Source organism: Brevundimonas mediterranea (assembly GCF_014196125.1).
GTDB classification, from domain to species: domain Bacteria; phylum Pseudomonadota; class Alphaproteobacteria; order Caulobacterales; family Caulobacteraceae; genus Brevundimonas; species Brevundimonas mediterranea.
Map to the genome: position 1 here is coordinate 768,532 of NZ_JACIDA010000002.1, position 21,271 is coordinate 789,802.

A 21,271-nucleotide genomic window follows, 5' to 3' on the forward strand; every position below is an offset into this window, starting at 1 on the left:
ACAGATTCACTCGATTACCTGGAACCGTCGCCCATCAAACACCCGCAGGACCTGGGCCAGGTCTCGGCCGCGTTTCAGGATCTGGCCGCCTTCGCCGATGACGGCCCACTGGCCCTGGCGGCTCTGCAGGGCCGGGCGTTTTTCGATGCGGTAGAGGGGGGCGTCGCCGGAGCGGCGGAAGACGGCGAACTCGGCGAAGTCCTTGTGGCCGACGATGGCGTAGTCGCGCCATTCCCCCTGGGCGACCATACGGCCGTAGACCCGCAGGATCGGGTCCAACTCGCGGCGGTCGAAGAAGACGGGACCGGCGGAGGCCGCCGCGTCTTGAGGGGTGATGCTCATGGTTTGAACTTAGGCCACAGGGGCGCCGACGCCAGAGGCGACGCAGAAAAGACGGGCGACACCAAATGGCCTCGTTTCCGTCCTTCGCCCGCCTGCTTGGGCGGCGAAACACCAATCATCGGCTCGTCGGAGTTCGGAAGCGTCCGGATCCTGAACAGCCCCCCCAGCCCCCTGGATGTTTCCACAAAGGGCTCCGGCGGCCGATGCTTCCTCCAAGCGAGCGCCCGCCTTGCCGATCCCCTCCCCCTCCCAGGCAAGGCGGGTGTTTCTTTCTGGAGCCAGGCTCGGGTCGGATGCGCCACGGTCGGCGCCCGACCCGAAGCCTTTAGGCCGCGCCCTCAGGCGGTAAGAGGGATTTCCAGGTTCACCGTCACCGTATCGCCATTGCGGCGCGTCTCGACTGCGGTCGCGCCCGCCGATCCGCGCAGGGCCTCGGCCGCCGCGCGGGCGTCTGCGACCGGGGCGCCCCCGACTGAAGTGATGATGTCGCCGGCGATCAGTTCGCCCTGGGCCGCCGCCGAGCCGCCCTCGACAGCGACGACCTGAACCTCGCCATCGAGGTCGCGCAAGGTGGCGCCGTAAGCCAGCACCCGGTCCGCGCCGATATGGACCGCGCCCTCGACGGGGGTCGCAACCGTCAGGGCGGTCGTGGCCTCGTGCCCGGCGCGCAGATAGACCACGTTCAGGCTTGAGCCCGGCGCGGCGACGCCGACCGTGGCGTTGACCGACCCGGCGTTGGCCACCGGACGGCCCTGGATACGGGTGATGACGTCGTCGTCGCGCAGGCCCGCCCGCTCGGCGGGCGAGCCGGGCGCCACGTCGGCGACCACGGCCCCGCGCACGATGCCCAGCCGCATCTCGCGGGCGCGTTCGGCGGTCAGGGAGGCGAAGATGGCCCCGGTCTCGCCGCGCTTGACCTCGCCGTGCGCGCGCAGCTGGTCGGCGACATACAGCATGATCCGCGTCGGCACGGCGAAGGCGATGCCGTCGTTGCCCCCGCCCATGCCGCCGGACAGGATGGAGGTGTTGATGCCGATCAGCCGGCCCCGGCTGTCCAGCAGCGGCCCGCCCGAATTGCCCGAGTTCACAGCCGCGTCGGTCTGGATATAGTCCTCGACCGCGTCGCCCAGGCCCGAGCGGTTCAGGCCCGAGATGACCCCCATTGTCAGGGTCTGGTCCAGGCCCAGCGGATAGCCGACCGCAAAGGCCAGGTCGCCCGTCCGAAGCGTGTCGGAATCGACCGTCTGCACCTGTTTCAAGTTCAGCGGCCGGCCGTCGGGCACGATCTTCAGCACGGCGATGTCGGTGGCCTTGTCCGCCCCGACCAGCACGGCGTCGAACAGCCGGCCGTCGGTCAGGTCGACGGTGAATTTCCGCCCGTTCTCGACGACGTGGTTGTTGGTGATCAATATGCCCTGGGCCGCATCGACGATGACGCCCGAGCCCGAGGCGTAGGGTTTGGGATCCTCGGCGTCCGAGCTGGGGCCGCGCGACTGGCCCAGGGTCGTCACCTGGACCACGGCGGGCAGGGAGCCTTCCAGACCGGGGGCGAAGCTGAACACCCCGCGCCGTGCGTCATAGGGAAGATAGCTGGGGCCAGACTGCGCAAGGGCCGGGCCGGCGAGGGTCAGCAGGGCGGCCGCGACAGCCATGGAGGAAACGGCCTTGGAGCGAAGCGTCATCGAGATTCCCTTGATCGAGCCGCGACTCTAGCCGGAGTTCTCGCGCATGACGATGGGCTGGGCGGCGGCTTGTGTCGGTGTTTGCAAAACAGGGCTTGCGTCAGGCCCGCTCCCACGTGACCATCGACGTCCGCGAACCGCCGGAGCCGCCGCATGAGACAGACGACGATCGACCGCGCCCGTCCGGGCTCGACGGCGTTCGACCGCCTGTTCCGCGAACATCCGCGTCAGGTCGGCGAGACCTATTTCCAGCATATGGGCGCCTCGGCCGCCTTCGGCTTGCGCCTGCTGCGGCTAGCCGGCGCGGCCTTCGCCCACGCCCTGGTTCCCGGCGTGCACAAGACCACCGTCTCCACCGCCGTGCGAGGCCTGGCCCAGGAGATGGGCGGCCGGGCGGAAGAAGCGAAACAGAGCCGGATGCGCGACGCCGGCGTCTGGGACGTGGGGTTGTAGTCGCGTCCCAAACCGCCCGGCCATGCAATTGCCGGGGTTCGTGCTATATAGGCCGGCTAAACCGCATCCAGGATCGCCGCCTTGAGCATCACGCTCGATCTTTCCCGTGTCTCGAACGCGCCTGCCGTTAAGGCCCCCGTCAACCTGTCCGGTCTGACGCGCGCGGGCCTGCGCCAGGCGCTGATCGATGCGAACGTCTGTCCGCCCGAAAAGGCCAAGATGCGCGCCAGCCAGGTGTGGAGCTGGATCCACCACTACGGCGTCACTGATTTTGCGGCCATGAGCAATGTGGCCAAGGACATGCAGGCCAAGCTGGCCGAGCATTTCACCCTGGCCCGGCCCGAGATCGTCGAACGCCAGGTGTCCAAGGACGGCACCCGCAAATGGCTGATCCGCACCGCGCCGGGCATCGAGATCGAGACCGTCTATATCCCTGACGTGGGTCGGGCCGGCGCCCTGTGCGTGTCCAGCCAGGTCGGCTGCACCCTGAACTGCACCTTCTGCCATACCGGAACCCAGAAGCTGGTCCGCAACCTGACCGCCGCCGAGATCGTGGCTCAGGTCCAGGTCGCCCGCGACGATCTGGAGGAATGGCCGTCGCCGAAGGAAGACCGCCGCCTGTCGAACATCGTCTTCATGGGCATGGGCGAGCCGCTCTACAATCTGGACCATGTCGCCGACGCCATCGACATCATCTCGGACAATGAGGGCATCGCCCTGTCGCGGCGCCGGATCACCGTCTCGACCTCGGGCGTCGTGCCGCAACTGGACGCCCTGGGCACGCGCACGGCGGCCATGCTGGCCATCAGTCTGCACGCCACCAACGACGCCCTGCGCGACGTCCTGGTGCCGCTGAACAAGAAATATCCGCTGGACCAGCTGATGGCGGGCATCCGGGCCTATCCGGGCCTGTCCAATGCGCGCCGGGTGACGTTCGAATATGTGATGCTGAAGGGCGTCAACGACAGTCCGGAAGAGGCGCGGGCCCTGCTGAAGCTGATCGAAGGCATCCCGGCCAAGATCAACCTGATTCCGTTCAACCCCTGGCCGGGCGTCGAGTACGAATGCTCGGACTGGAAGACGATCGAACGGTTCGCCGCCATCCTGAACAAGGCCGGCTACGCCAGCCCCATCCGCACCCCCCGCGGCCGCGACATCCTGGCCGCCTGCGGCCAGCTGAAGTCCGAGAGCGAGAAGGTGCGCGCGAGCACGCTCAGGAAGGCGGAGCAGGCGGCGGCTTAGTTTCGTATCCTTCCATGAGATAGGGAGGGCGTCGGGGATGCGGAAATGCCCCCTCCGCCACGGCTGAAGAAGCGCCGCGCCATCGCCCCCAGAGGGGAGGAGACGGCCCCTTCGACACATAATGTCACGTACTGTGTCTCCGCCGCGCTTGCGGATTGGGGCGGCAATCGGGCAAGGCGTGTGGATATGGACCCATCACTGTCCGACGTTCTGTCCAGCGCCGAGGTGCAGGCTTTCGCCTCGGGCTTTCCGGTCATGGTCATGCACCTGGCCGTCACCCTGCTGCTGCTCGCAGCGGGGGCGGCGATCTACGCCATGCTGACGCCGTGGAAGGAGATCGCCCTGATCCGCGAGGGCAATCCGGCCGCGGCCGTGGCCTTCGCCGGGATTCTGGTCGGTCTGGCCATTCCGCTGGCGGTGTCCCTGTCGGTCTCGACCTCGGTGCGGGACATCACCATCTGGGGGGTGGCGACCCTGGTGCTGCAACTGCTGGCCTTCCGGGTCGTGGATTTGATGCTGCACGGCCTGCCGCAGCGGATCAAGGACGGCGAGGTCTCGGCCGCCGTGGTCCTGGTGGGGGCCAAGCTGGCCACGGCCGTGATCCTGTCCGCCGCCCTGACCGGCTGATCGGCGGGCTGACCCATGCAATTCCCTCGCCTGCCGGACTGGGCCATCTACAGCGCGGTCGCGGGCGTGCTGCTGGCGGTGTCGCTGGGCCGGCGCGAGAACGCCGACGCCCCGCCGGCCCCGCCGCCGCCGGACGAGATCGAGGGCGCCCTGCTGGGGCCCGTCACCCCGTTTGATTCCGCCGTCACCATTGACGCGCCAGACGCGCCGTTCCAGCCCTCTTCGGGCACGGCCTTCTCCATCGCCGGCCGTGGCCGCTGGGTCACCGCCCGCCATGTGGTCGAGGGATGTCGCAAGCCCGCCCTGGTGATCGGAGGCGACCGAGCCGTCGCGGCCGATGTGCGCCTGGCGCCCCGCGCAGATGTCGCCCTTCTGATCACGGATGGCGGCCCGCCCGCCCTGCCGGTCGCTGCAGACGCGCCCCTGCGCAAGGGGCAGCGGGCCTTCCATCCCGGATTCCCCCAGGGGCGCGCCGGAGAGGTGACCTCGCGCCTGCTGGGCCGCGAGACCCTGAAGGTGTTCGGACGCGGAGCCCGTGATGAACCAGTCCTGGCCTGGGCCGAGGTCGGACGCACCGACGGACTGGAGGGCACCCTGTCGGGTCTGTCGGGCGCGCCGGTGATGGATGGGCGGGGCCGCGTCCTGGGCGTCACCATCGCCGAGGCCCCGCGGCGGGGGCGGATCTACACCACGGCGCCGGAATCCTTCGCGCCCGCCATTCGCGGCGAGCAGCGGGCCGACGAGGTGGTGCTTGGCGAGCCGGTGACCATCGACAACTATGGCCGGGTCGCGGATGCGCTAAGGCGGGACCTGCGCGTGGCGCAGGTGGTGTGTCTGTCGGTTTGAGGATCTGAGACGGCGGCTCTCCCTCCCCCTGCGGGGGAGGGGCGCTGAGCCGAAGGCGGAGCCGGGTGGGGACGGCAGGGCGATGCGCCACAGGCTTGTCTTGGATCGGACAGGTGCGGCCTTGCCTGGCCGCCCCCACCCGGTCGCTACGCGACCCCCCTCCCCGGACGGGGAGGGAGAGGTCTTCGCGATCCCTACTTCAGCGAACCGCTGTTCAGGTTCAGATCGCCCGCCTCGATCACTTCGAGGTTCGGGTGTTTGGCGCGCAGGTCGTCGAGGAACAGCGAGCCGTCGCCGACGATCACCAGGCTGGCGCGATTGACCGGCAGGTGTTCGGCGAAGGCGGCCTCGACCTGTTCCGGGGTGACGGCGCGGATGCGGCCGGCGTAGTCGGCCAGATCGCTCATCGGCAGGTCATACAGGGCCAGGTTGGCGACCAGGGAGCCCAGGCCGTCCACCGTTTCCAGCGACCGACCGAAGCCGCCGATCAGGGTAGCGCGGCGCGGGGCCAGGTCGGCCTGGGTTGGGGTCTCGGTTCCCAGTTTGGCGATCTCGGCCAGGATCAGGTCGGTGACCTCGTCGGCGGTCTCGTTCTTGGTCTGGGTCGAGGCGGTGAAGACCCCGGCGTCGGCGCGGACGCCCAGCGAGGATCCGGCGCCGTAGGACAGGCCGCGCTTGATGCGGATTTCCTGGTTCAGCCGCGACGAGAAGCCGCCGCCCAGCAGGGTGTTGCCGACCGTCAGCGGGAAATAGTCGGCGTCGGTGCGCGACACGCCGCGGATGGCGGCGACGACGGCGGCCTGGCCGGCGCCGGGCTGGTTCACCACGACGATGCGCGGAGCCAGGGCCTGACCGGCGGGATTGGCCGTGGCGGCCGGTGCAGTTCCGGCCGGGCGCCAGTCGCCGAACGCCTGTTGCGCCAGGGCGCGGGCGGCGGCGGGGGTGATGTCGCCCGAGAAGACCAGGGTGGCGTCCGACGGACGGTAGCGGGCGGCGTGGAAGGCGGCCACATCGGCCGGTGTGATGGCCGGCACCGTCTGCTGCGTCAGGGTCGCGCCATAGGGGGCGTCGCCATAGATGACGCGGCCCACGGTCATGCTGGCGATGGAGCCCGGCTGGCTGAGAGCGACGCGCAGGCCGTCCAGGGCCTGGGCCTGCTGACGCTCCAGCTCTTCGGCGGCGAAGACCGGGTTCTTCACCAGATCGGCCATCAGGGCGACCGTCGCCGGGAAGGCGTTGGCCGGGGCGTTGGCGTAGACATTGGTGAAATCCACGCCCGCGCCGGCGCCAATGGAGGCGCCCAGCTGTTCGATCTCGGTCGCGATTTCGGGCGCCGACTTGGTCTTGGTGCCCTGGGTCAGCAGGGCGGCGGTCATGGAGGCGATCCCGGCCTTGCCCGTCGGATCGTCTGACGAGCCGGCGTCGAAGCTGAGACGAGCCGAGACCAGCGGCACCCCGTCGGTCGGGGCGACCAGGACGCGCAGGCCGTTGTCCAGACGGAAGTCGGCGACGCTGGGCGTGGCGGGGGCCACTTCGGCCGACGGTTGCGGCAGGGGCGTGCGCTCGGCCTCCGGCAGCAGGACGGCGGGGGTTCCAGCCGGCGCCAGGTCGGCCACCTTGACGGGGGCGTCCACGTTCATCTTCTGAACCGAGGGCGGGTTTTGCTCGTCAGCGGCCAGGTAGCGGATCGTCGACTGGCGCTGGGGCGTCAGATATTTGCGCGCCACGCGCTGGACGTCGGCGATGGTGACGGCCTGGATTTGGGCGATCTCGCGGTCGGCGGCGGCGGCGTCGCCGGTGTTGATCAGGGCGAAGCCGAGCGCCGTGGCGCGGTCGTCGACCGTCTCGCGGCTGCGCAGGGCGTCGGCGACGATCTCGTTCTTGGCCTCGGTCAGTTCGGCGGCGGTGACGGGGGCGTCGCGCAGCTTGGCGATCTCGGCGTTTAGGGCGGCGATCCCCTCTTCGGCCGTATGGCCCTGGGCCATGATGGCCAGGGCGGTCAGATTGCCGGCCTGCTGGGCGAAGTCGGGGCTGGAGCCGATCTGTGCGGCGATCTGCTGATCATAGACCAGCGACCGGTACAGGCGGCTGCTCTCGCCGGTCGACAGTATGCCGTCCAGCACGGTCAGGGCGGCGCGGTCGGCGTCGGCGTATTTGACCGTCGGCCAGCCGATCACCACGGCGGGCAGGGGCACGTTCGGCGCATGATAGGTGGCGTCGCGCGGGCCGGTCGGCTCGGGCTCGACGACATTATTGGCCGGCAGCGGCGTGGTCGGGTTCTTCAGCGGAACGAAATACTGGTCGATCCAGCGGTCCAGCTGGGCCTGGTCGAAATTGCCCGCCACGATCAGATAGGCGTTGTCGGGCCGGTAGTAGGTGGCGTGGAAACGCAGCACGTCGTCCAGGGACGAGGCCTCAAGCTCCTCGATCGAGCCGATGCCGGCGCGGCGATAGGGGCTCTCCTGATACAGGGTCTCGGGCACGAACAGTCCGAACAACCGGCCGTAGGGATTGGCCAGGATGCGCTGGCGGTATTCTTCCTTCACCACGTCGCGCTCGGCGACGAAGGTCGGCTCGTCCACGACCAGCGAGCCCATCCGCTCGGCCTCGGCGAACAGCATCCGCTGCAGGTGGTTGGCGGGGACGGTCTCGAAATAGGCGGTGGTGTCATCGGCGGTGAAGGCGTTGTTCGACCCGCCCACGTCCTCGGTCAGACGGTCGAAGGTCTCGGGCGGCAGGTTCTTGGTCGCCTTGAACATCAGGTGTTCAAACAGGTGCGCGAAGCCCGAGCGGCCGGCTGGATCGTCCTTGGACCCGACCTTGTACCAGACCTGGACCGTCACGTTCGAGGTGTCGGCGTCGCGCGCCGTATAGACCTCCAGCCCGTTCGGCAGCACGCGCCGGGCGAAGCCCAGCGGCGGCACGACGACGCCCTGAGGCGCCTGGGCGACGACGGGCGCGGGGGCCGGGGCGGCGAAGGCGGGCGCTGCAAGGCCCAGCAGCAGAGCCGAAGCGGCGACGGTGACGGTCAGGCGGATTTTCATCGGGGGTCTCCAGGCCCGGAACGCCGGGGCGGAGGCGACCGTACCAGCGTCCGCCCGCCGTGCACCTTACAGAGCTGTAATCTTCAGCGTCCGAACACCTCGACGCCGATATCGCCGTCCGGCGTCAGCCAGGCGCGTTTCATGCCCTGGCTGTTGAAGGGGCTGGCGATGTTTCCGGCGGCGTCCAGGGCGATCATTCCGCCGTCGCCCCCCAGCACGCCGATCTCGTCGATCACGGCCTGGGTCGCGGCGGCCAGGGTCTGGCCGGCGGCGACGCGCCAGGCGACCTGGGCGGCGGCGGCGACGCGGATGAAATATTCGCCCTGGCCGGTGCAGGAGGTCGCGGCGTGGCCGTCGGCCCAGGTTCCGGCGGCGGGGATGGGGGTGTCGCCGACGCGGCCCGGCATCTTGCCGAAGACCCCGGCGGTCGAGGTGGCGGCGGCGAGGCGGCCCCGGCTGTCCAGCACGCAGGCGCCGACCGTGCCGTGGCTGAGGGTTCCGGGCGGATGATTGTCCTCGCCCTGGCCCGCGTCGGTGTACCAGGCGGCCTCGTCGGCGATCGGCTCCAGCCCCTGATCGTGCGCGAACAGGGCCGCGCCCTCGCCGACCAGCATGACGTGCGGCGTGCGGTCCATGACGGCGCGGGCGGCGACGACGGGGTTGCGGAAGCCTTGCAGGGCGGCGACGGAACCGGCGCGTTTCGTCGATCCGTCCATCAGGCTGGCGTCCAGCTCATAGGCGCCGGCCAGATTGGGAGAGGCGCCCTTGCCGGCGACATAGAGGCCGGAATCCTCGAGCATGGTCACCGCCGCCACGGCCACGTCCAGGGCGCTGTCGCCCGCCTCCAGCCGGGCCTTCATGGCCTCGACCGCCTGGCGCATGTGCACGACCTCGGCGTCATAGTTGCGTTCGCGCCGGGCGCCGGCGCCGCCGTGGAGGATGAGGGCGGTCATGTCGTCTTCCTGAGCCTGCTTCTGTCGCCTCTTTCAATCGGGCGTGGCGCTCTTTAGCGTTGGGATGAAGGCCGCGCCATGTCGGTCCAGGGAAAACGGCCTCAAGCAGCGCGAAGCGCGGTAGGCCAAGAAAGGAAACTTCTATGCGCGCAGTCCTGTCCAAGGCCCCTGGCGGTCCCGAAACCCTGGTGGTGGAAGACGTGCTCGATCCGACGCCCAAGGCGGGCGAGGTGGTGATCGAGGTCAAGGCTGTGGGGATCAACTATCCCGATACCCTGATCATCGAGGACAAATACCAGTTCCGGCCCGAACGGCCCTTCTCGCCCGGCGCCGAGGTCGCGGGCGTGGTCGAGGCCGTGGGCGAGGACGTCAAGGGCGTGCGCAAGGGTGACCGGGTCATCGCCGTGCCCGGCTGGGGCGGGCTGGTGGAGCGGCTGGCGGTCAAGGCCGAGACGGTCATTCCCATCCCGGAGGCTATGAGCTTCGAGGAGGCCGCCGCCCTGATCATGACCTATGGCACCAGCTATTATGCGCTGAAGGATCGGGCGCAGCTGAAGGCCGGCGAGACGCTTCTGGTGCTGGGCGCGGCCGGGGGCGTGGGCGCCGCCGCCGTCGAACTGGGCAAGGCCATGGGCGCGCGGGTCGTGGCGGCGGCTTCGACCAATGACAAGGTCCAGTTCGCCCTGGACCTTGGGGCCGATAACGGCCTGATCTATCCGACCGGGCCGATGGACAAGGCGGCCCAGAAAGAACTGTCCGGCGAGTTCAAACTGGCGACCGGGCGTGACGGGGCGGACGTGGTCTATGACGCGGTGGGCGGCGACTACGCCGATCCGGCGCTTCGGGCCATGGACTGGAACGGGCGCTATCTGGTGGTCGGCTTCCCGGCGGGCATCCCGTCCCTGCCGCTGAATCTGACCCTGCTGAAGTCGGTTTCGGTGATCGGGGTCTTCTGGGGCGCGGCCGTCGCGCGCGATCCCAAGGGCCACGCCGCCAATATGGCCGAGCTGATGCAGATGTACGCCGAGGGCAAGATCAAGCCGCGCGTGTCGCAGACCTTCCCGCTCGACAAGGCCGGGGCGGCGATCAAGGCGCTGGGCGATCGTCAGGCTCTGGGCAAGATCGTGGTGACGGTGGAGAGCTGAAATCCCCTTCTCCCCCTGCGGGAGAAGGTGGCCCGAAGGGCCGGATGAGGGGGTTGTGCGAAACGGCGAGGCTGGCGCGACCCCTCGCCCGACCGCGCCAGGACGACGGCTGCGCCGCCGTGTGCGGTCTCCCTCTCCCGCAGGGGGAGAGGGGGCCTACCCTAATTGCCCTTCAGTCGCTGGACCGCGTCCTCTGCCTGGTCGCGGTGGCGGCGTTTGATATTGGCGCCGACCATGGCGAGGACCGCCGTGATCACGGCGGCGTCGTCTGTGTAGCCGATGCCCGCGAAGATGTCGGGAATCGCGTCAATGGGCAGGATGAAATAGGCCAGGCCGGCGAAGATCATGCCCTTGGCCGCCATCGGCGTCTCGGGATCGCGCGCGGCGTACCAGGCGGCCAGGGCCTGGTCGGCGAAGGGTATGCGGGCGGCCGTCCGGGTGATCTTGGGCCAGAAGCCCCGGCTTACGCGCGCTTCGTTGACCTTCACCACGGAAGGGACGAGGGCCTTTTTCGGGTCCAGGGCGTCGGATGGGTCGGCGGGTTTGGCTTTGGCGGTCATGGCCGCTAAATCCTCAAACGAAACTCAGGTTCAATACAACATAGGAACGACCGGGATGAAACTCGACAACAGCATTTCCGCCGTGGTCACGGGCGGGGCGTCCGGCTTGGGCGAAGGCACGGCCCGCGCCATCGCCGCAACCGGCGCACGGGTCGCCCTGTTCGACCTGAACGCCGAACGCGGCGAGGCGATCGCGGCCGAGATCGGCGGCGTCTTCTGCAAGGTCGACGTCACCGACGACGCCTCGGTCGCCGCCGCCTTCGCCAAGGCCCGCGCCGCCCATGGCCAGGAGCGGTTGACCGTCAACTGCGCCGGCATCGCCACCGGCATGAAGACCGTCTCGCGCAAGAAGGACACCGGCGAGATCAAGGCCCACGACATGGCCCAGTTCGAACGCACCGTGCGGGTCAATCTGTTCGGCACCTTCCGCGTCCTGTCGCAGTCGGCGGCGGGCATGGTGACGCTGGAGCCTATGGCGGACGGCGAGCGCGGCCTGATCGTCAATACGGCGTCCGTGGCGGCCCAGGACGGTCAGATCGGCCAAGCGGCCTATTCGGCGTCCAAGGGCGGGGTCTACGCCATGACCCTGCCGGTCGCGCGGGATCTGGCCCAGGAAGGGGTCCGCTGCAACACCATCCTGCCGGGCATCATGTGGACGCCGATGATGGCCGGCATGGACCAGAAGATCCAGGACGCCCTGGCCGCCGCCATCCCCTTCCCCAGCCGCCTGGGCACGCCCGCCGACTACGCCTCCCTGGTGCTGGAGCTGGCGCGCAACGTCTATATCAACGGCGAGTGCATCCGGCTGGACGGGGCTATCAGACTGGCGCCGCGCTGAGGCGCGGGGGGCGCTACGCTCGCGACGCGGTCGCTCGCTGCTTGAGCGCGAAACCGCTCATGCGGCGGGCGGCGGGGGGGGCGTTTCAGCGGCGATTTTCGGGCTCAGGCGATGCGAACCGCGATAGGCCGAAAAAACCTCTTGCGGGACCGCTCAACCCTCCGCTATACGCCCCCTCCTCGACGGGGAGCGCACCTAGCTCCTACGGAGTGCGGGCGTAGCTCAGTGGTAGAGCACAACCTTGCCAAGGTTGGGGTCGAGAGTTCGAATCTCTTCGCCCGCTCCAGTCGAGATTGCCAAGGCAATCAATAGGTTATGGCAGGGCGATCCCAACGGGATCGCCCACCCTATTTTTTACGCCGCTACCACACCGCTACCAAAAATCTTTTGCTGGCGAGCGCTCGCCTGTCCATTGGCATGGCGCATTGCGGTGAAGGCCCCTGAAATCTGCTGAAAAGACCGAACTAATTTTTGCGGAGATCGACCCGCGAGCAGGTCACGGGAAAATAGTGCCTTGGAATGTTGTTGCCCGCAGCTTCTTGCCTCGTATCCGTCAACCGCCGCCTTTGACTCTCTGAAGGATCCCGCGGGGTTTGGCGACGGTCAGGGTGTCGCGGTCTCGGCGCGGTCCCGAGCGATTGCTGTTCACCGTCCTGTAGTGACCTTAATAGGACCGGCCCGGTCTATCGCTCGTCCGCACGTCGGACTTCGCGGACGTCTGGCCGGCGTCGGCCGCCTGTCTGACCAAGGACCTGTGATGACCTTCACCCGCCTGCGCTCGCTGCCGGACCCGGATCATCTGCCGGCTCTGGACGCGGCCTATCTGTCCGCCGATCCCGCCCGTGGACTGGGCCCGACCGAGCCGGCGCCGCGTATCCTTCTCCTGTACGGATCGCTGCGCGAGCGGTCGTATTCGCGGTTCTGCGTCGAGGAAGCGGCCCGCCTGCTGCAGCAAATGGGATGCGAGACCCGCATCTTCGACCCCACCGACCTGCCCCTGCCGGGCGCGCCCGGCGACGACGACCACCCGGCGGTGCGCGAGTTGCGCGAACACGCCTTGTGGTCGGAGGGCATGGTCTGGTGCAGCCCGGAGCGGCACGGCCAGGTCTCCGGACTGATGAAGCTGCAGATCGATCACCTGCCGTTGAGCCTGGGCGGCATGCGCCCGACCCAGGGCCGGACGCTCGCCGTCATGCAGGTGTCGGGCGGGTCCCAGAGCTTCAACGCCGTCAACACTCTGCGCCTTCTGGGCCGCTGGATGCGGATGGTCACCATCCCCAACCAGTCGAGCGTGGCCAAGGCCTTCCAGGAATTCGACGAGGCCGGCCGGATGAAACCCTCGGCCTACTATGAGCGGATTGTCGATGTGATGGAGGAACTGGTGCGCTTCACCATCCTGGTCCGGCCCCACGCCGTTCAGCTCGTGGACCGCTATTCGGAGCGCAAGGCGGCCGGAGTTTTGGTGGATGCCGCGTCCGACCTCTCGGCCATTGCTATCGCACGCCAGGCCTGAGGCTGCGTTTTTGGCGGTAACGCGCCAGAACTGGCGAATTGCGATCCTCCCTGTCGAGGCAGGGTCTTCAGTGGAGCCGCACGGCGCAGAGCCTCGCCGGCGCCATGGGGAGGCGCTTATCCTCGATCGACCAGAGAATAGCTTGTGCTGCGTCCCCCGCCGTCATCCTTCACGAGGATGCCCCGGTCCACCAGATCTTTGATGTCGCGCAAGGCCGTGTCGGGCGAGGACTTCGTCAGCGCCGCCCATTTGGTCGAGGTGAGCTTGCCTTCGAAGCCGTCGGGCAGCCGGTTGATGACCGTGCTCTGGCGCTCGCTCAACGTCTGACCTGCGAGCGCCTCCCAGAAGCGCGCCTTGCGCATCACATGGGTCAGGGTGGTTTCCGCGCCGTCGAATGCGCGATCGAGGCAGCCGAGGAACCAGTCCAGCCAGAGGGTCACGTCCAGCGCGCCTTTCTGGGTCGTCTCCAGGGTCGCGTAGTAGTCCTTGCGCTCCAGCCGGATCTGGGCGGACATGCTGTAGAACCGCTGGGCGCTTTTCTCGGAACGGGCGAGCGCCATGTCGGCGATCGCCCGGGCGATCCGGCCGTTCCCGTCGTCGAACGGGTGGATGGTCACGAACCACAGGTGGGCGATCGCGGCCTTGAGGACCGGATCCGTCCGCGGCTCGTCAGTGAACCAGTCGAGGAACGCGCGCATCTCGTCCTGCAGACGGGCGGCGGGCGGCGCTTCATAGTGCACGCGCTCTCGTCCGAAGGGGCCCGAGACGACCTGCATCGGGCCGGAGCTCTCGTTGCGCCAGGCGCCGACGACGATCTTCGTCATGCCGCTGCGTCCGGTCGGAAACAGGGCGGCGTGCCAGCCGAACAGCCGTTCCTCGGTGAGCGGAGACGCAAAGTTCTGGGTCGCGTCGAGCATCATTTCGACGACGCCTTCGACGTTGCGATCCGCGGGGGCGAGGGCCCCGATATCCATGCCGAGGCGGCGGGCGATGGAGGATCGCACCTGATCCTTGTCGAGCAGCTCGCCTTCGATTTCGCTGGATTTCAGGACATCTTCGGTAAGGGTCTCGAGGACGGCTTCAGCGCGGAGGTCGAAGCCGAGCGTGTGCATCCGGCCAAGCAGAAGGCCTTGGCGATGACGGACGGCTGGGAGGCGATCGGCAAGCGCGTCAGCGCGCCATTCCAGACGCGGCCAGCCTTCGATCTCATGGATGTATTGCGCCATTCCCCGCACTCCTTGCGGGGAATATGGGCGTTATGCGCCGCAGGAGCAAGGCTGTTCTCCGCGTGAAGTGCGGAGAATAGGACGCCTAATCTCCGCACCAAGGGAGGCCTCGCACACTATAGGCGGCCCCCGCACCCTGGGTATCCGCGGACTGCGCGGCTATCGGCGCCCAAGGAGCTCCGAAACCCGCGGGCCGCAGTTGGGCCTCAGGCGGAGACGCCCGCTCAAGAGGCTGGGCGCGCGCCCTTCGGCGCCGCATGCCGGGAGAAGCCGACCACGAGGATAGCAATCGTCAGAAGCTGAACGGCGACGCCCTCGACCGTCGGATAAAGACCGAGGATCTCGATGCGGGGGATCCACTCCAGCGGATGGACATCGAGCCAGCCCGCCTCCTGCAGCGCAGCCACGCCCTTGCCGACGAGGACGACCGACAGGATGGCCATGAGGATCGAGCTCAGCGAGAAGAACCGGCCGATCGGGAGGCGCATGCTGTAGGCCAGCAAGGCCCAGGCCACCACGGCCAGGATGGCCACCGCCGTCAGGGCGCCGGCCAGCATGCCGAGATGGCCGCCCTGGCTCCAGATCGCCGCATAGAAGAGGATGGTCTCGAACACCTCGCGATAGACGACGATGAAGGCCAGCAGGAACAGGAACCAGGCCGACCGCTTCGACAGCGCGTGGGAGAGCTTGTCGCGGATATAGGTCTGCCAGGCGTCGGCGTGCGACTTCCCATGCATCCAGATGCCGACCGAGACGAGCACCACGGCCGCCAGGAGCGAGCCGAATCCTTCGGTGAGCTCCCGGCTGGCGCCGCTGATGGAGATGAAGAAGGTCGCGGCCGCCCAGGTGGCGCCGCCGGCGACCAGCGCGGCCACCCAGCCGCCGTGGACGTAGCGCAGCACCTCGGGCCGTTCGGCCTTCCTCAGGAAGGCGATCATCGCCACCACGATGAGGATGGCTTCCAGCCCTTCGCGCAGCAGGATGGTGAAAGCGCCGAGGAAGCTGGCGAGATTGTCCGCCTCCTGGGGCGCGAGGGCGCGTTCGGCCGTGTCCAGCAGGGCGTTCGCGCGGGCGACCCGGTCCGCGACCTCCTGGGTCGGCGCGCGCCTGCTGATCGAGATGCGCAGGTCGGTCATGGCCGTCTCGACCCGCCGCAGCAAGACGCCGTCACGAGCGCCGAGCGCCGGCTCCACCGGTTCGACGCCGTCGAGATAGGCCGAGAGGGCGAGGTCGGTCGCGGCCTTGCGGTCGCCCCGGCGATAGGCGGCCTCGCTTTCGGCCAGTCGCGTCCGGGCCAGGGTCAGGGTCGATCCCTCGGCGCGAACCGTCGCCTCGGGATGGCGACGCAGGTGAGCGATGACCGCCCGCGCCTTCGTCTCGCCGATCCTTGTCGCCAGCTCCGCCGGGGTGGCCTGGGTGAGGGCGGCCAGGTCAGGGAACGCGGCGCGGATCGCCGCGTCGCTCTCCCAGAGGCGTCGACCTTCGGCGGCTTCGGCGTCGGTGAAGGCGAACCGGCCCACGTAGAAGGCCAAGGCCCAGCGATCCTCGGCCGGCAGATGGGCGAAGCTGGCCATGGCCGTGCCCTCGAGCCCCTGATCGATCACCTGGTAGAGGCCGAACACGCTGCGCTGACGGGCGCGCTCCACATCCGCGAAGGCGATCGCAGGCGGGTCGAGCCCCTCGGCGCCCGGTCCGTCGGCGCGTCCGGTCACGCCATGGCAGACCGAGCATTGCTCGGCATAGAGGGTCGCGCCGCGGGCCAGATCAGGCGGGAACGAAGGCGCGAGCGGGCTCGGATAGGCCGCCAGCACCGCGCCGGCCAGCGCCTTGGCCCGGGCCCCGACGACCCCCGGGTCGGCCTTGTCGAGGATGGCCGCCTGCAGGGCCTCCGCGTCACGGATCAGGCCGGCCTTGGCCGGGTTCGGCGGCAGGGCGTCCAGGCGGGTCCGGATCTGGCCGCCGAACTCGATCATCTCGCCGTATTCGGCCGGATTGGTCACCTGACCATTGGCAACCGCGCCGGCATAGTCGACCGCCACATAGTCGAGCAGTCGCCAGGCGACCTGGGCCTCGGAGGCGGACGGCGCCTGGGCCAGGGCGGGTGCGGACAGCCCCATCGCAAGCATCAGGGCGAAAAGGCGGAGCAGAGGGCGCATGGGAGACCTAGTTGTGAGCGGCTCGCAATAGCATTCAGGCGACGGCACTGTCGCGCTTTATTCGCGACGCGGCCGGGCTCGCAGGCGGCGACGGCTCCCCGTCCGCCGAGACGCCACGGCGCTGCGTGGCCAGCCCGGGCAGCTACGCGGCGCGGCGCTCGTTACAGGTGGATCGTGCGGTCGGCCACAGCCAGGCATGCCTCGCGCAAGGCTTCCGGAAGCGTCGGATGCGCATGGCTCGTCCGCGCCACGTCCTCGGCCGCCGCGCCGAATTGCATGACGGCGACCGCTTCATGGATCAGACTGCCGGCGTCCGGCCCCAGGATGTGCACGCCGAGAATCTTGTCCGTCCTGGCGTCCGCCAACACCTTGACCAACCCGTTCTTCTCCAACCGCGCCTTGGCCATGGCGTTTGCCGAGAACGGAAAGCGCCCGACGCGATAGGCCACGCCGGCCGCCTTGAGGTCGTCCTCGGTGCGCCCGACTGAGGCCAGTTCCGGCCAGGTATAGACGACCGCCGGAATCGTTCCGTAGTCCACATGGCCCGCGCCCCCCGCCAGGCGTTCGGCCAGGGCGATCCCTTCCTCCTCCGCCTTGTGGGCCAGCATGGCGCCGCCGATGACGTCGCCGATGGCGTAGACCCCGTCGGCGCTGGTCCGGAACCCTTCGTCCACCGGAATAAAGCCCCTGCGGTCGGGCGCAATGCCGACCGTTTCCAGATCGAGCCTGGCGGTTGCGGGCCGTCGGCCGATGGAGACCAGCACGACATCGGCCTTGATGGTTCCTCGCGCGCCATCGCCCACGGGCTCGACGTCGAGGACGACGTCGTCGCCCTCCATCCGCGATCCGACCACCTTGTGCCCAAGGCAGAACTGGAAGCCCTGGGCCTCGAGCACCTTGTGCAGCGCCGCCGACATCTCCGAGTCGACGCCGGAGGCGATCCGGTCGAGCACTTCGATGACCGTGACCTCGCTGCCGAGCCGACGCCAGACCGACCCCAGCTCCAGTCCGACGTAGCCGCCGCCGATCACCGCCAGATGGCGCGGCGCCGCCGTCAGGCTCAGGGCGCCGGCGGAGGTGACGATTCGCCGCTCGTCGATGGGCAGGTCGGGCAAGGTCGCCGCTTCCGATCCGCTGGCGATGACCACCGCCTTGCTGGCCTGCACCTCGAAAGCGCCGTCCGCGGCGCGCACCTCCACCCGGTCGCGCGCCAGCAGCCGCCCGCGGCCCTGGAAGCGGGCGACCTTGTGCTTGCGCAGGAGGTAGGCGACCCCTTCGCCAAGCTCGGTCACCACCTTGCCCTTGTGCCGCATGACACCGTCAAGATCGGCCCGCACATTGTCTACCATGACGCCGAACGCTTCGAGATTGCGCGCCATCTCCAGCCGCTCGGTGGCCTGGAGCAGCGCCTTGGACGGAATGCACCCGATGTTCAGGCAGGTCCCCCCGAGCAGTTCGCGGTCGTCGATGACCGCCACCGACAGGCCGAGCTGGCTCGCCCGGATCGCACACGGGTATCCGCCCGGCCCGCCGCCGATGATCACCAGGTCGTAGGAGGTCGTCGAACGGCTCATGGCGTCAGCCTTTGCTGCGAGTGGATGGGAGAGAAGGGCCCCGGCCAGCCCGAGGAAGCGGCATCAGGCGCCCCCCTCATTGAGGGCCGCGTCGCGCGTCTCCATTCGGAACCCGCTTCCGGGGAGGGCCGGCAGGCGGCGGAAGTCGATCTCCAGATCCTGATCCGGCAGCCGGTAGTTCAGGTCGGCGAGCAGGCCGACGGCGCGCTCCATCAGCTCCACGACGATCCCTTCGCCAGGGCAACGGTGACCGGTCGCCGCATCCCCACCGCCCTGGGGGATGAGACCGAACGGATCTCCGGAGCCGTCGCTGAACCGCTCCGGCCGGAACGCCTCGGGATCAGTCCAGTGTGCGGGATCGTGATTGGAGCCATAGAGGTCGAGGACCACCTGACGGCCCTCCGGGAAGACCAGGTCGCGCCAGCGAAACGGCGCGCGCACACGCCCGATCACTGCCGGGAAGAACGGATAGAAGCGTCGGACTTCCTGGACGAAGGCGCGGCGACGTCCGGCGTCGGCGTCGGCCAGACGGGCCGCATCCGGGTGAGCCTGCATCGCGTGCGCCACAAACACGATGTAGACCGAGGTCGCGACAGTCGGCCGCAATACATTGGCCAGTTCGACCGCCGCCGTGTGGATCGGCAACGGTTCGCCGTCCGCGGCGCGGGTCCAGGCCCAGGCGTGGGCGGCCGTGTCCGGATCCGGCGACAGACGGCCGGCGCGAATGTCTTCAATGATCGAGCCCAGCCAGGCGTCGACGCGGCGACGCGCGTGCCTCGACCACAGATGCCGGGGGCCCCGCGATCCCGCCGCGTCGAACAGCGCCCTCAGGTGACGGACCCGTTTCGCCTCTTCGTGCGGCTCGAGCGGCACGCCGGCCCAGGCGCAGACGGCCCGCGTTAGCACCGGCTGCAAGGCGTCATACAGCACGATGTCGTCCTCGCCGGCCCATTCGACGGCCGCGCGCCGCCACTCCGCTTCGAACAGTTCGCCCAGTCGCGCGACACGGGCTGGCGACATCAGGGACATGAACACGCCCTTGCGGGCGCGGTGGGCCTCGCCGTCCAGCCCCTGGACGCCGCCCTCGCCGAGCAGCGTGCGGCGGACCGGCGCCGGCATGGCGCCCGCCCGCACGATGCGGGTCTCGTCATAGAAGATCCGCGCCGCCTCGCGGCCTCTCAGACAGGTCGTCTCCTTCAGCGCCAGGCGGGTCTCGACGACGTCGGCGCCGGCCTGCTCGAACAGGTGGGAAAGGCGCCGATAAGGGTCTGTCAGCAGGGCCAGGGTCTGGTCGCCGTGTCGCGAGGTCGGCCGATGCGTCATCGAAATCCTCCAGAAGGACGGGCGGTCCGCGACGGGAGCCGCCAATCGCCTCCAAACGTCGCGGTGGGCTAATGGCTCCGGGGTCTTTGCGCCTTCCGGATCTTCCACAGGGTCAAAGCGGCGCGGATGGATCGTGCAACGCCTCGATCACCTTGCAGGCGGAGACCCGGCCCCCGGCGCATTCCGTCGTCATCCGCGACAGTTCGCGCTGGAGGGCGCGGAGCCGGGCGATCTTCTGTTTCACATCGGCGAGATGACGTTCGGCCAGGGTGCTGGCCTCGGCGCAGGGCCGATCGGGGTGATCCGACAGATCAAGCAAGGAGCGGATCGAATCCAGATCGAAGCCCAGCTGGCGGGCATGCCGGATGAATGACAGGCGGCGCTCCGCCGCGTCGTCATACATGCGCCGGTCGCTGGCGGTGCGCGGCGGCGGCGGAAGCAAGCCGATTTCTTCATAGAAGCGGATGGTCGGAACCTTGACGCCCGTGGCGGCGGCCAGTTTGCCGATGGGGCGCAACCCGGACGAGGCGGGAGAGGGGAGGGGCATCGCGTCAGCTCGTAACGGCGGGTGAAAGGCATCTGGGGCGGGGAGGGATCATCGGCCCAGCCCCATCAGGACGACGGCGATGCCGAAGGCGGCAATCGTGGAGGCGCCGGTGAGCGCCATGCCGAAGGCCGGGGCCGCCGCGCCCTGCGCGTAACCCAGGGCGAAGAAACCCCGACCAACCAGATAAAGAGGGACCAACACCGGCAGCAGGATCATCTCCTCGCCGCGCAGCACGGTGGCGAGCACCAGGTGGGCGCTCACCGCCAGAACGGTCTGTTCAAGCGAGTTCTGTAGCACGGCGGCGGGTAGGGCGAGCCTGGCGCCGGGCGCCGCATCGGCGGACCCGGCCGGTCGGCGTCGGACCGGAACCGGATGCTGGCCACCACCCTCAAACACCCCGCGAGCCACAGGAAGACCGGGAGATTCGCCTGCAGGGCATAGGCCAGCCTATCGGCCGTCGCCATGTCGCGCGCCGCGCCGAGAAGGGGCGGGGAAAGCCGCAGCCAGGCGGAGGCCGCCGCTGAGGCGGTGATGAGAATCGCCGGCGCCGAGCGGACGGCGATCGCCCTCTGTTCGGCGGGAAGCCTCATCGCGCCGCCCGTCCCAGGGTCGAGGACGCCGCGCGGCTGTCCGAGCCCCGGACGGTGAGGAGGAGCAGCGCGACGCCGCAGACAATGGCCGCATCGGCGAGGTTGAAGGTCGGCCAGTGCGCCGCCCCCCAATGAAGATCGATAAAATCGGTGACCGCGCCAAAGCGTAGCCGGTCGACGAGGTTCCCGATCGCTCCACCGGCGATGAGGCCTGCGGCGGCCGCCGTCACGGCGCTGCGCGTGCGCCAGATCCACGCCAGCAGGGCGCCGATGATCAGGGAGGCCACGGCGCTCAGCGCCCAGCGGCCGACGGCGCCTGAGCCGGCGAACAGGCCGAAGGTGACGCCGGGGTTGAACCCGAGACGCAGCGCGAGAAACGGCGTGAGGTTGATCGGAGCGTCCAGCTGAGCGCGCGCCGCGGCCTTGGCGGCCTGATCCACGACGGCGATCAGCGCCGCGAGCGCGAAGGCGATCGTCTGCAGGCGGCCGGGAACGCGTCGCGTCGGGTGCATGGTGATCATGAAGCCTCCAATGGATTTCAACTGATTTTGGGCCCTCTAGTTACTAGAGGATCAAGCTGGTTTTATCTGACAGGCGTTTCTTTCATGGA

General features: G+C 69.0%; 19 protein-coding genes and 1 tRNA gene. 8 read left to right on the forward strand and 12 right to left on the reverse strand.

Translation table 11 applies throughout. The annotated features are described in order from the left end of the window. Positions 1-6: 6 nt before the first annotated feature. Positions 7-342 carry a DUF2794 domain-containing protein gene (locus GGR11_RS12540; protein ID WP_183197480.1) on the reverse strand — a complete coding sequence of 112 codons (336 nt, stop codon included), beginning with the start codon at positions 340-342 and terminating at the stop codon, positions 7-9. A 338-nt stretch (positions 343-680) separates the two neighbouring features. Then, positions 681-2,024: a trypsin-like peptidase domain-containing protein gene (locus GGR11_RS12545; protein ID WP_183197482.1), complete on the reverse strand. Its 1,344-nt coding sequence runs from the start codon at positions 2,022-2,024 to the stop codon at positions 681-683. A gap of 153 nt (positions 2,025-2,177) precedes the next feature. Here GGR11_RS12545 and GGR11_RS12550 point away from each other — a divergent pair, with 153 nt between their 5' ends. From GGR11_RS12550 to GGR11_RS12565, 4 genes are all read left to right on the forward strand, one after another. Then, positions 2,178-2,477, forward strand: coding sequence for a DUF6356 family protein (locus tag GGR11_RS12550; RefSeq protein WP_183197484.1), 300 nt, complete (start codon positions 2,178-2,180; stop codon positions 2,475-2,477). 81 nt (positions 2,478-2,558) lie between these two features. Then, positions 2,559-3,719 carry a dual-specificity RNA methyltransferase RlmN gene (gene rlmN, locus GGR11_RS12555; RefSeq protein ID WP_154726336.1) on the forward strand — a complete coding sequence of 387 codons (1,161 nt, stop codon included), beginning with the start codon at positions 2,559-2,561 and terminating at the stop codon, positions 3,717-3,719. Between the two features lie 186 nt (positions 3,720-3,905). After that, a complete protein-coding gene (locus GGR11_RS12560; protein ID WP_008263805.1) occupies positions 3,906-4,346 on the forward strand; it encodes a DUF350 domain-containing protein in 441 nt (146 codons plus the stop codon). 15 nt (positions 4,347-4,361) lie between these two features. Next, complete coding sequence (locus GGR11_RS12565) at positions 4,362-5,192, forward strand: S1 family peptidase (protein WP_183197486.1); 831 nt, start codon at positions 4,362-4,364, stop codon at positions 5,190-5,192. Positions 5,193-5,386: 194 nt separating this feature from the next. Here GGR11_RS12565 and GGR11_RS12570 read toward each other — a convergent pair whose 3' ends face one another. After that, entirely contained in the window at positions 5,387-8,236 is a 2,850-nt protein-coding gene (locus tag GGR11_RS12570) for a M16 family metallopeptidase (RefSeq protein WP_183197488.1), read from the reverse strand. An 83-nt stretch (positions 8,237-8,319) separates the two neighbouring features. Then, positions 8,320-9,189: an isoaspartyl peptidase/L-asparaginase family protein gene (locus GGR11_RS12575; protein WP_183197490.1), complete on the reverse strand. Its 870-nt coding sequence runs from the start codon at positions 9,187-9,189 to the stop codon at positions 8,320-8,322. 143 nt (positions 9,190-9,332) lie between these two features. On the opposite strand from GGR11_RS12575, the gene GGR11_RS12580 reads away from it, so the two are divergent. Then, entirely contained in the window at positions 9,333-10,334 is a 1,002-nt protein-coding gene (locus GGR11_RS12580; RefSeq protein ID WP_183197493.1) for an NADPH:quinone oxidoreductase family protein, read from the forward strand. A 161-nt stretch (positions 10,335-10,495) separates the two neighbouring features. Here GGR11_RS12580 and GGR11_RS12585 read toward each other — a convergent pair whose 3' ends face one another. After that, complete coding sequence (locus GGR11_RS12585; RefSeq protein ID WP_183197494.1) at positions 10,496-10,894, reverse strand: YkvA family protein; 399 nt, start codon at positions 10,892-10,894, stop codon at positions 10,496-10,498. Between the two features lie 55 nt (positions 10,895-10,949). Here GGR11_RS12585 and GGR11_RS12590 point away from each other — a divergent pair, with 55 nt between their 5' ends. The 3 genes from GGR11_RS12590 (at position 10,950) to arsH (ending at position 13,245) form a co-directional block, all read left to right on the forward strand. Beyond that, the gene (locus GGR11_RS12590; protein WP_183197496.1) at positions 10,950-11,732 is read left to right on the forward strand and encodes an SDR family NAD(P)-dependent oxidoreductase; all 783 of its coding nucleotides are present in this window, start codon (positions 10,950-10,952) and stop codon (positions 11,730-11,732) included. A 211-nt stretch (positions 11,733-11,943) separates the two neighbouring features. Further along, a tRNA-Gly gene (locus GGR11_RS12595) sits at positions 11,944-12,018 on the forward strand. A 471-nt stretch (positions 12,019-12,489) separates the two neighbouring features. Further along, a complete protein-coding gene (gene arsH / locus GGR11_RS12600; RefSeq protein WP_035307546.1) occupies positions 12,490-13,245 on the forward strand; it encodes an arsenical resistance protein ArsH in 756 nt (251 codons plus the stop codon). 116 nt (positions 13,246-13,361) lie between these two features. Here the strand turns inward: arsH and GGR11_RS12605 are convergent, their stop codons facing one another. The 7 genes from GGR11_RS12605 to lspA form a co-directional block, all read right to left on the reverse strand. Then, a complete protein-coding gene (locus GGR11_RS12605; protein ID WP_183197498.1) occupies positions 13,362-14,471 on the reverse strand; it encodes a Fic family protein in 1,110 nt (369 codons plus the stop codon). 224 nt (positions 14,472-14,695) lie between these two features. Continuing rightward, positions 14,696-16,627 carry a cytochrome c/FTR1 family iron permease gene (locus GGR11_RS12610; RefSeq protein ID WP_183197501.1) on the reverse strand — a complete coding sequence of 644 codons (1,932 nt, stop codon included), beginning with the start codon at positions 16,625-16,627 and terminating at the stop codon, positions 14,696-14,698. A gap of 161 nt (positions 16,628-16,788) precedes the next feature. Next, positions 16,789-18,201 (reverse strand): dihydrolipoyl dehydrogenase, encoded by a 1,413-nt coding sequence (gene lpdA / locus GGR11_RS12615; protein WP_183197504.1) that lies wholly within the window; start codon positions 18,199-18,201, stop codon positions 16,789-16,791. Between the two features lie 63 nt (positions 18,202-18,264). Further along, a complete protein-coding gene (locus GGR11_RS12620; RefSeq protein WP_008261169.1) occupies positions 18,265-19,524 on the reverse strand; it encodes a cytochrome P450 in 1,260 nt (419 codons plus the stop codon). 112 nt (positions 19,525-19,636) lie between these two features. After that, positions 19,637-20,071: a MerR family transcriptional regulator gene (locus tag GGR11_RS12625; RefSeq protein WP_040349346.1), complete on the reverse strand. Its 435-nt coding sequence runs from the start codon at positions 20,069-20,071 to the stop codon at positions 19,637-19,639. Between the two features lie 48 nt (positions 20,072-20,119). Next, entirely contained in the window at positions 20,120-20,467 is a 348-nt protein-coding gene (locus GGR11_RS12630; protein WP_153923203.1) for an MAPEG family protein, read from the reverse strand. Between the two features lie 190 nt (positions 20,468-20,657). Further along, entirely contained in the window at positions 20,658-21,182 is a 525-nt protein-coding gene (gene lspA / locus GGR11_RS12635; protein WP_008258720.1) for a signal peptidase II, read from the reverse strand. Between the last annotated feature and the right edge of the window lie 89 nt (positions 21,183-21,271).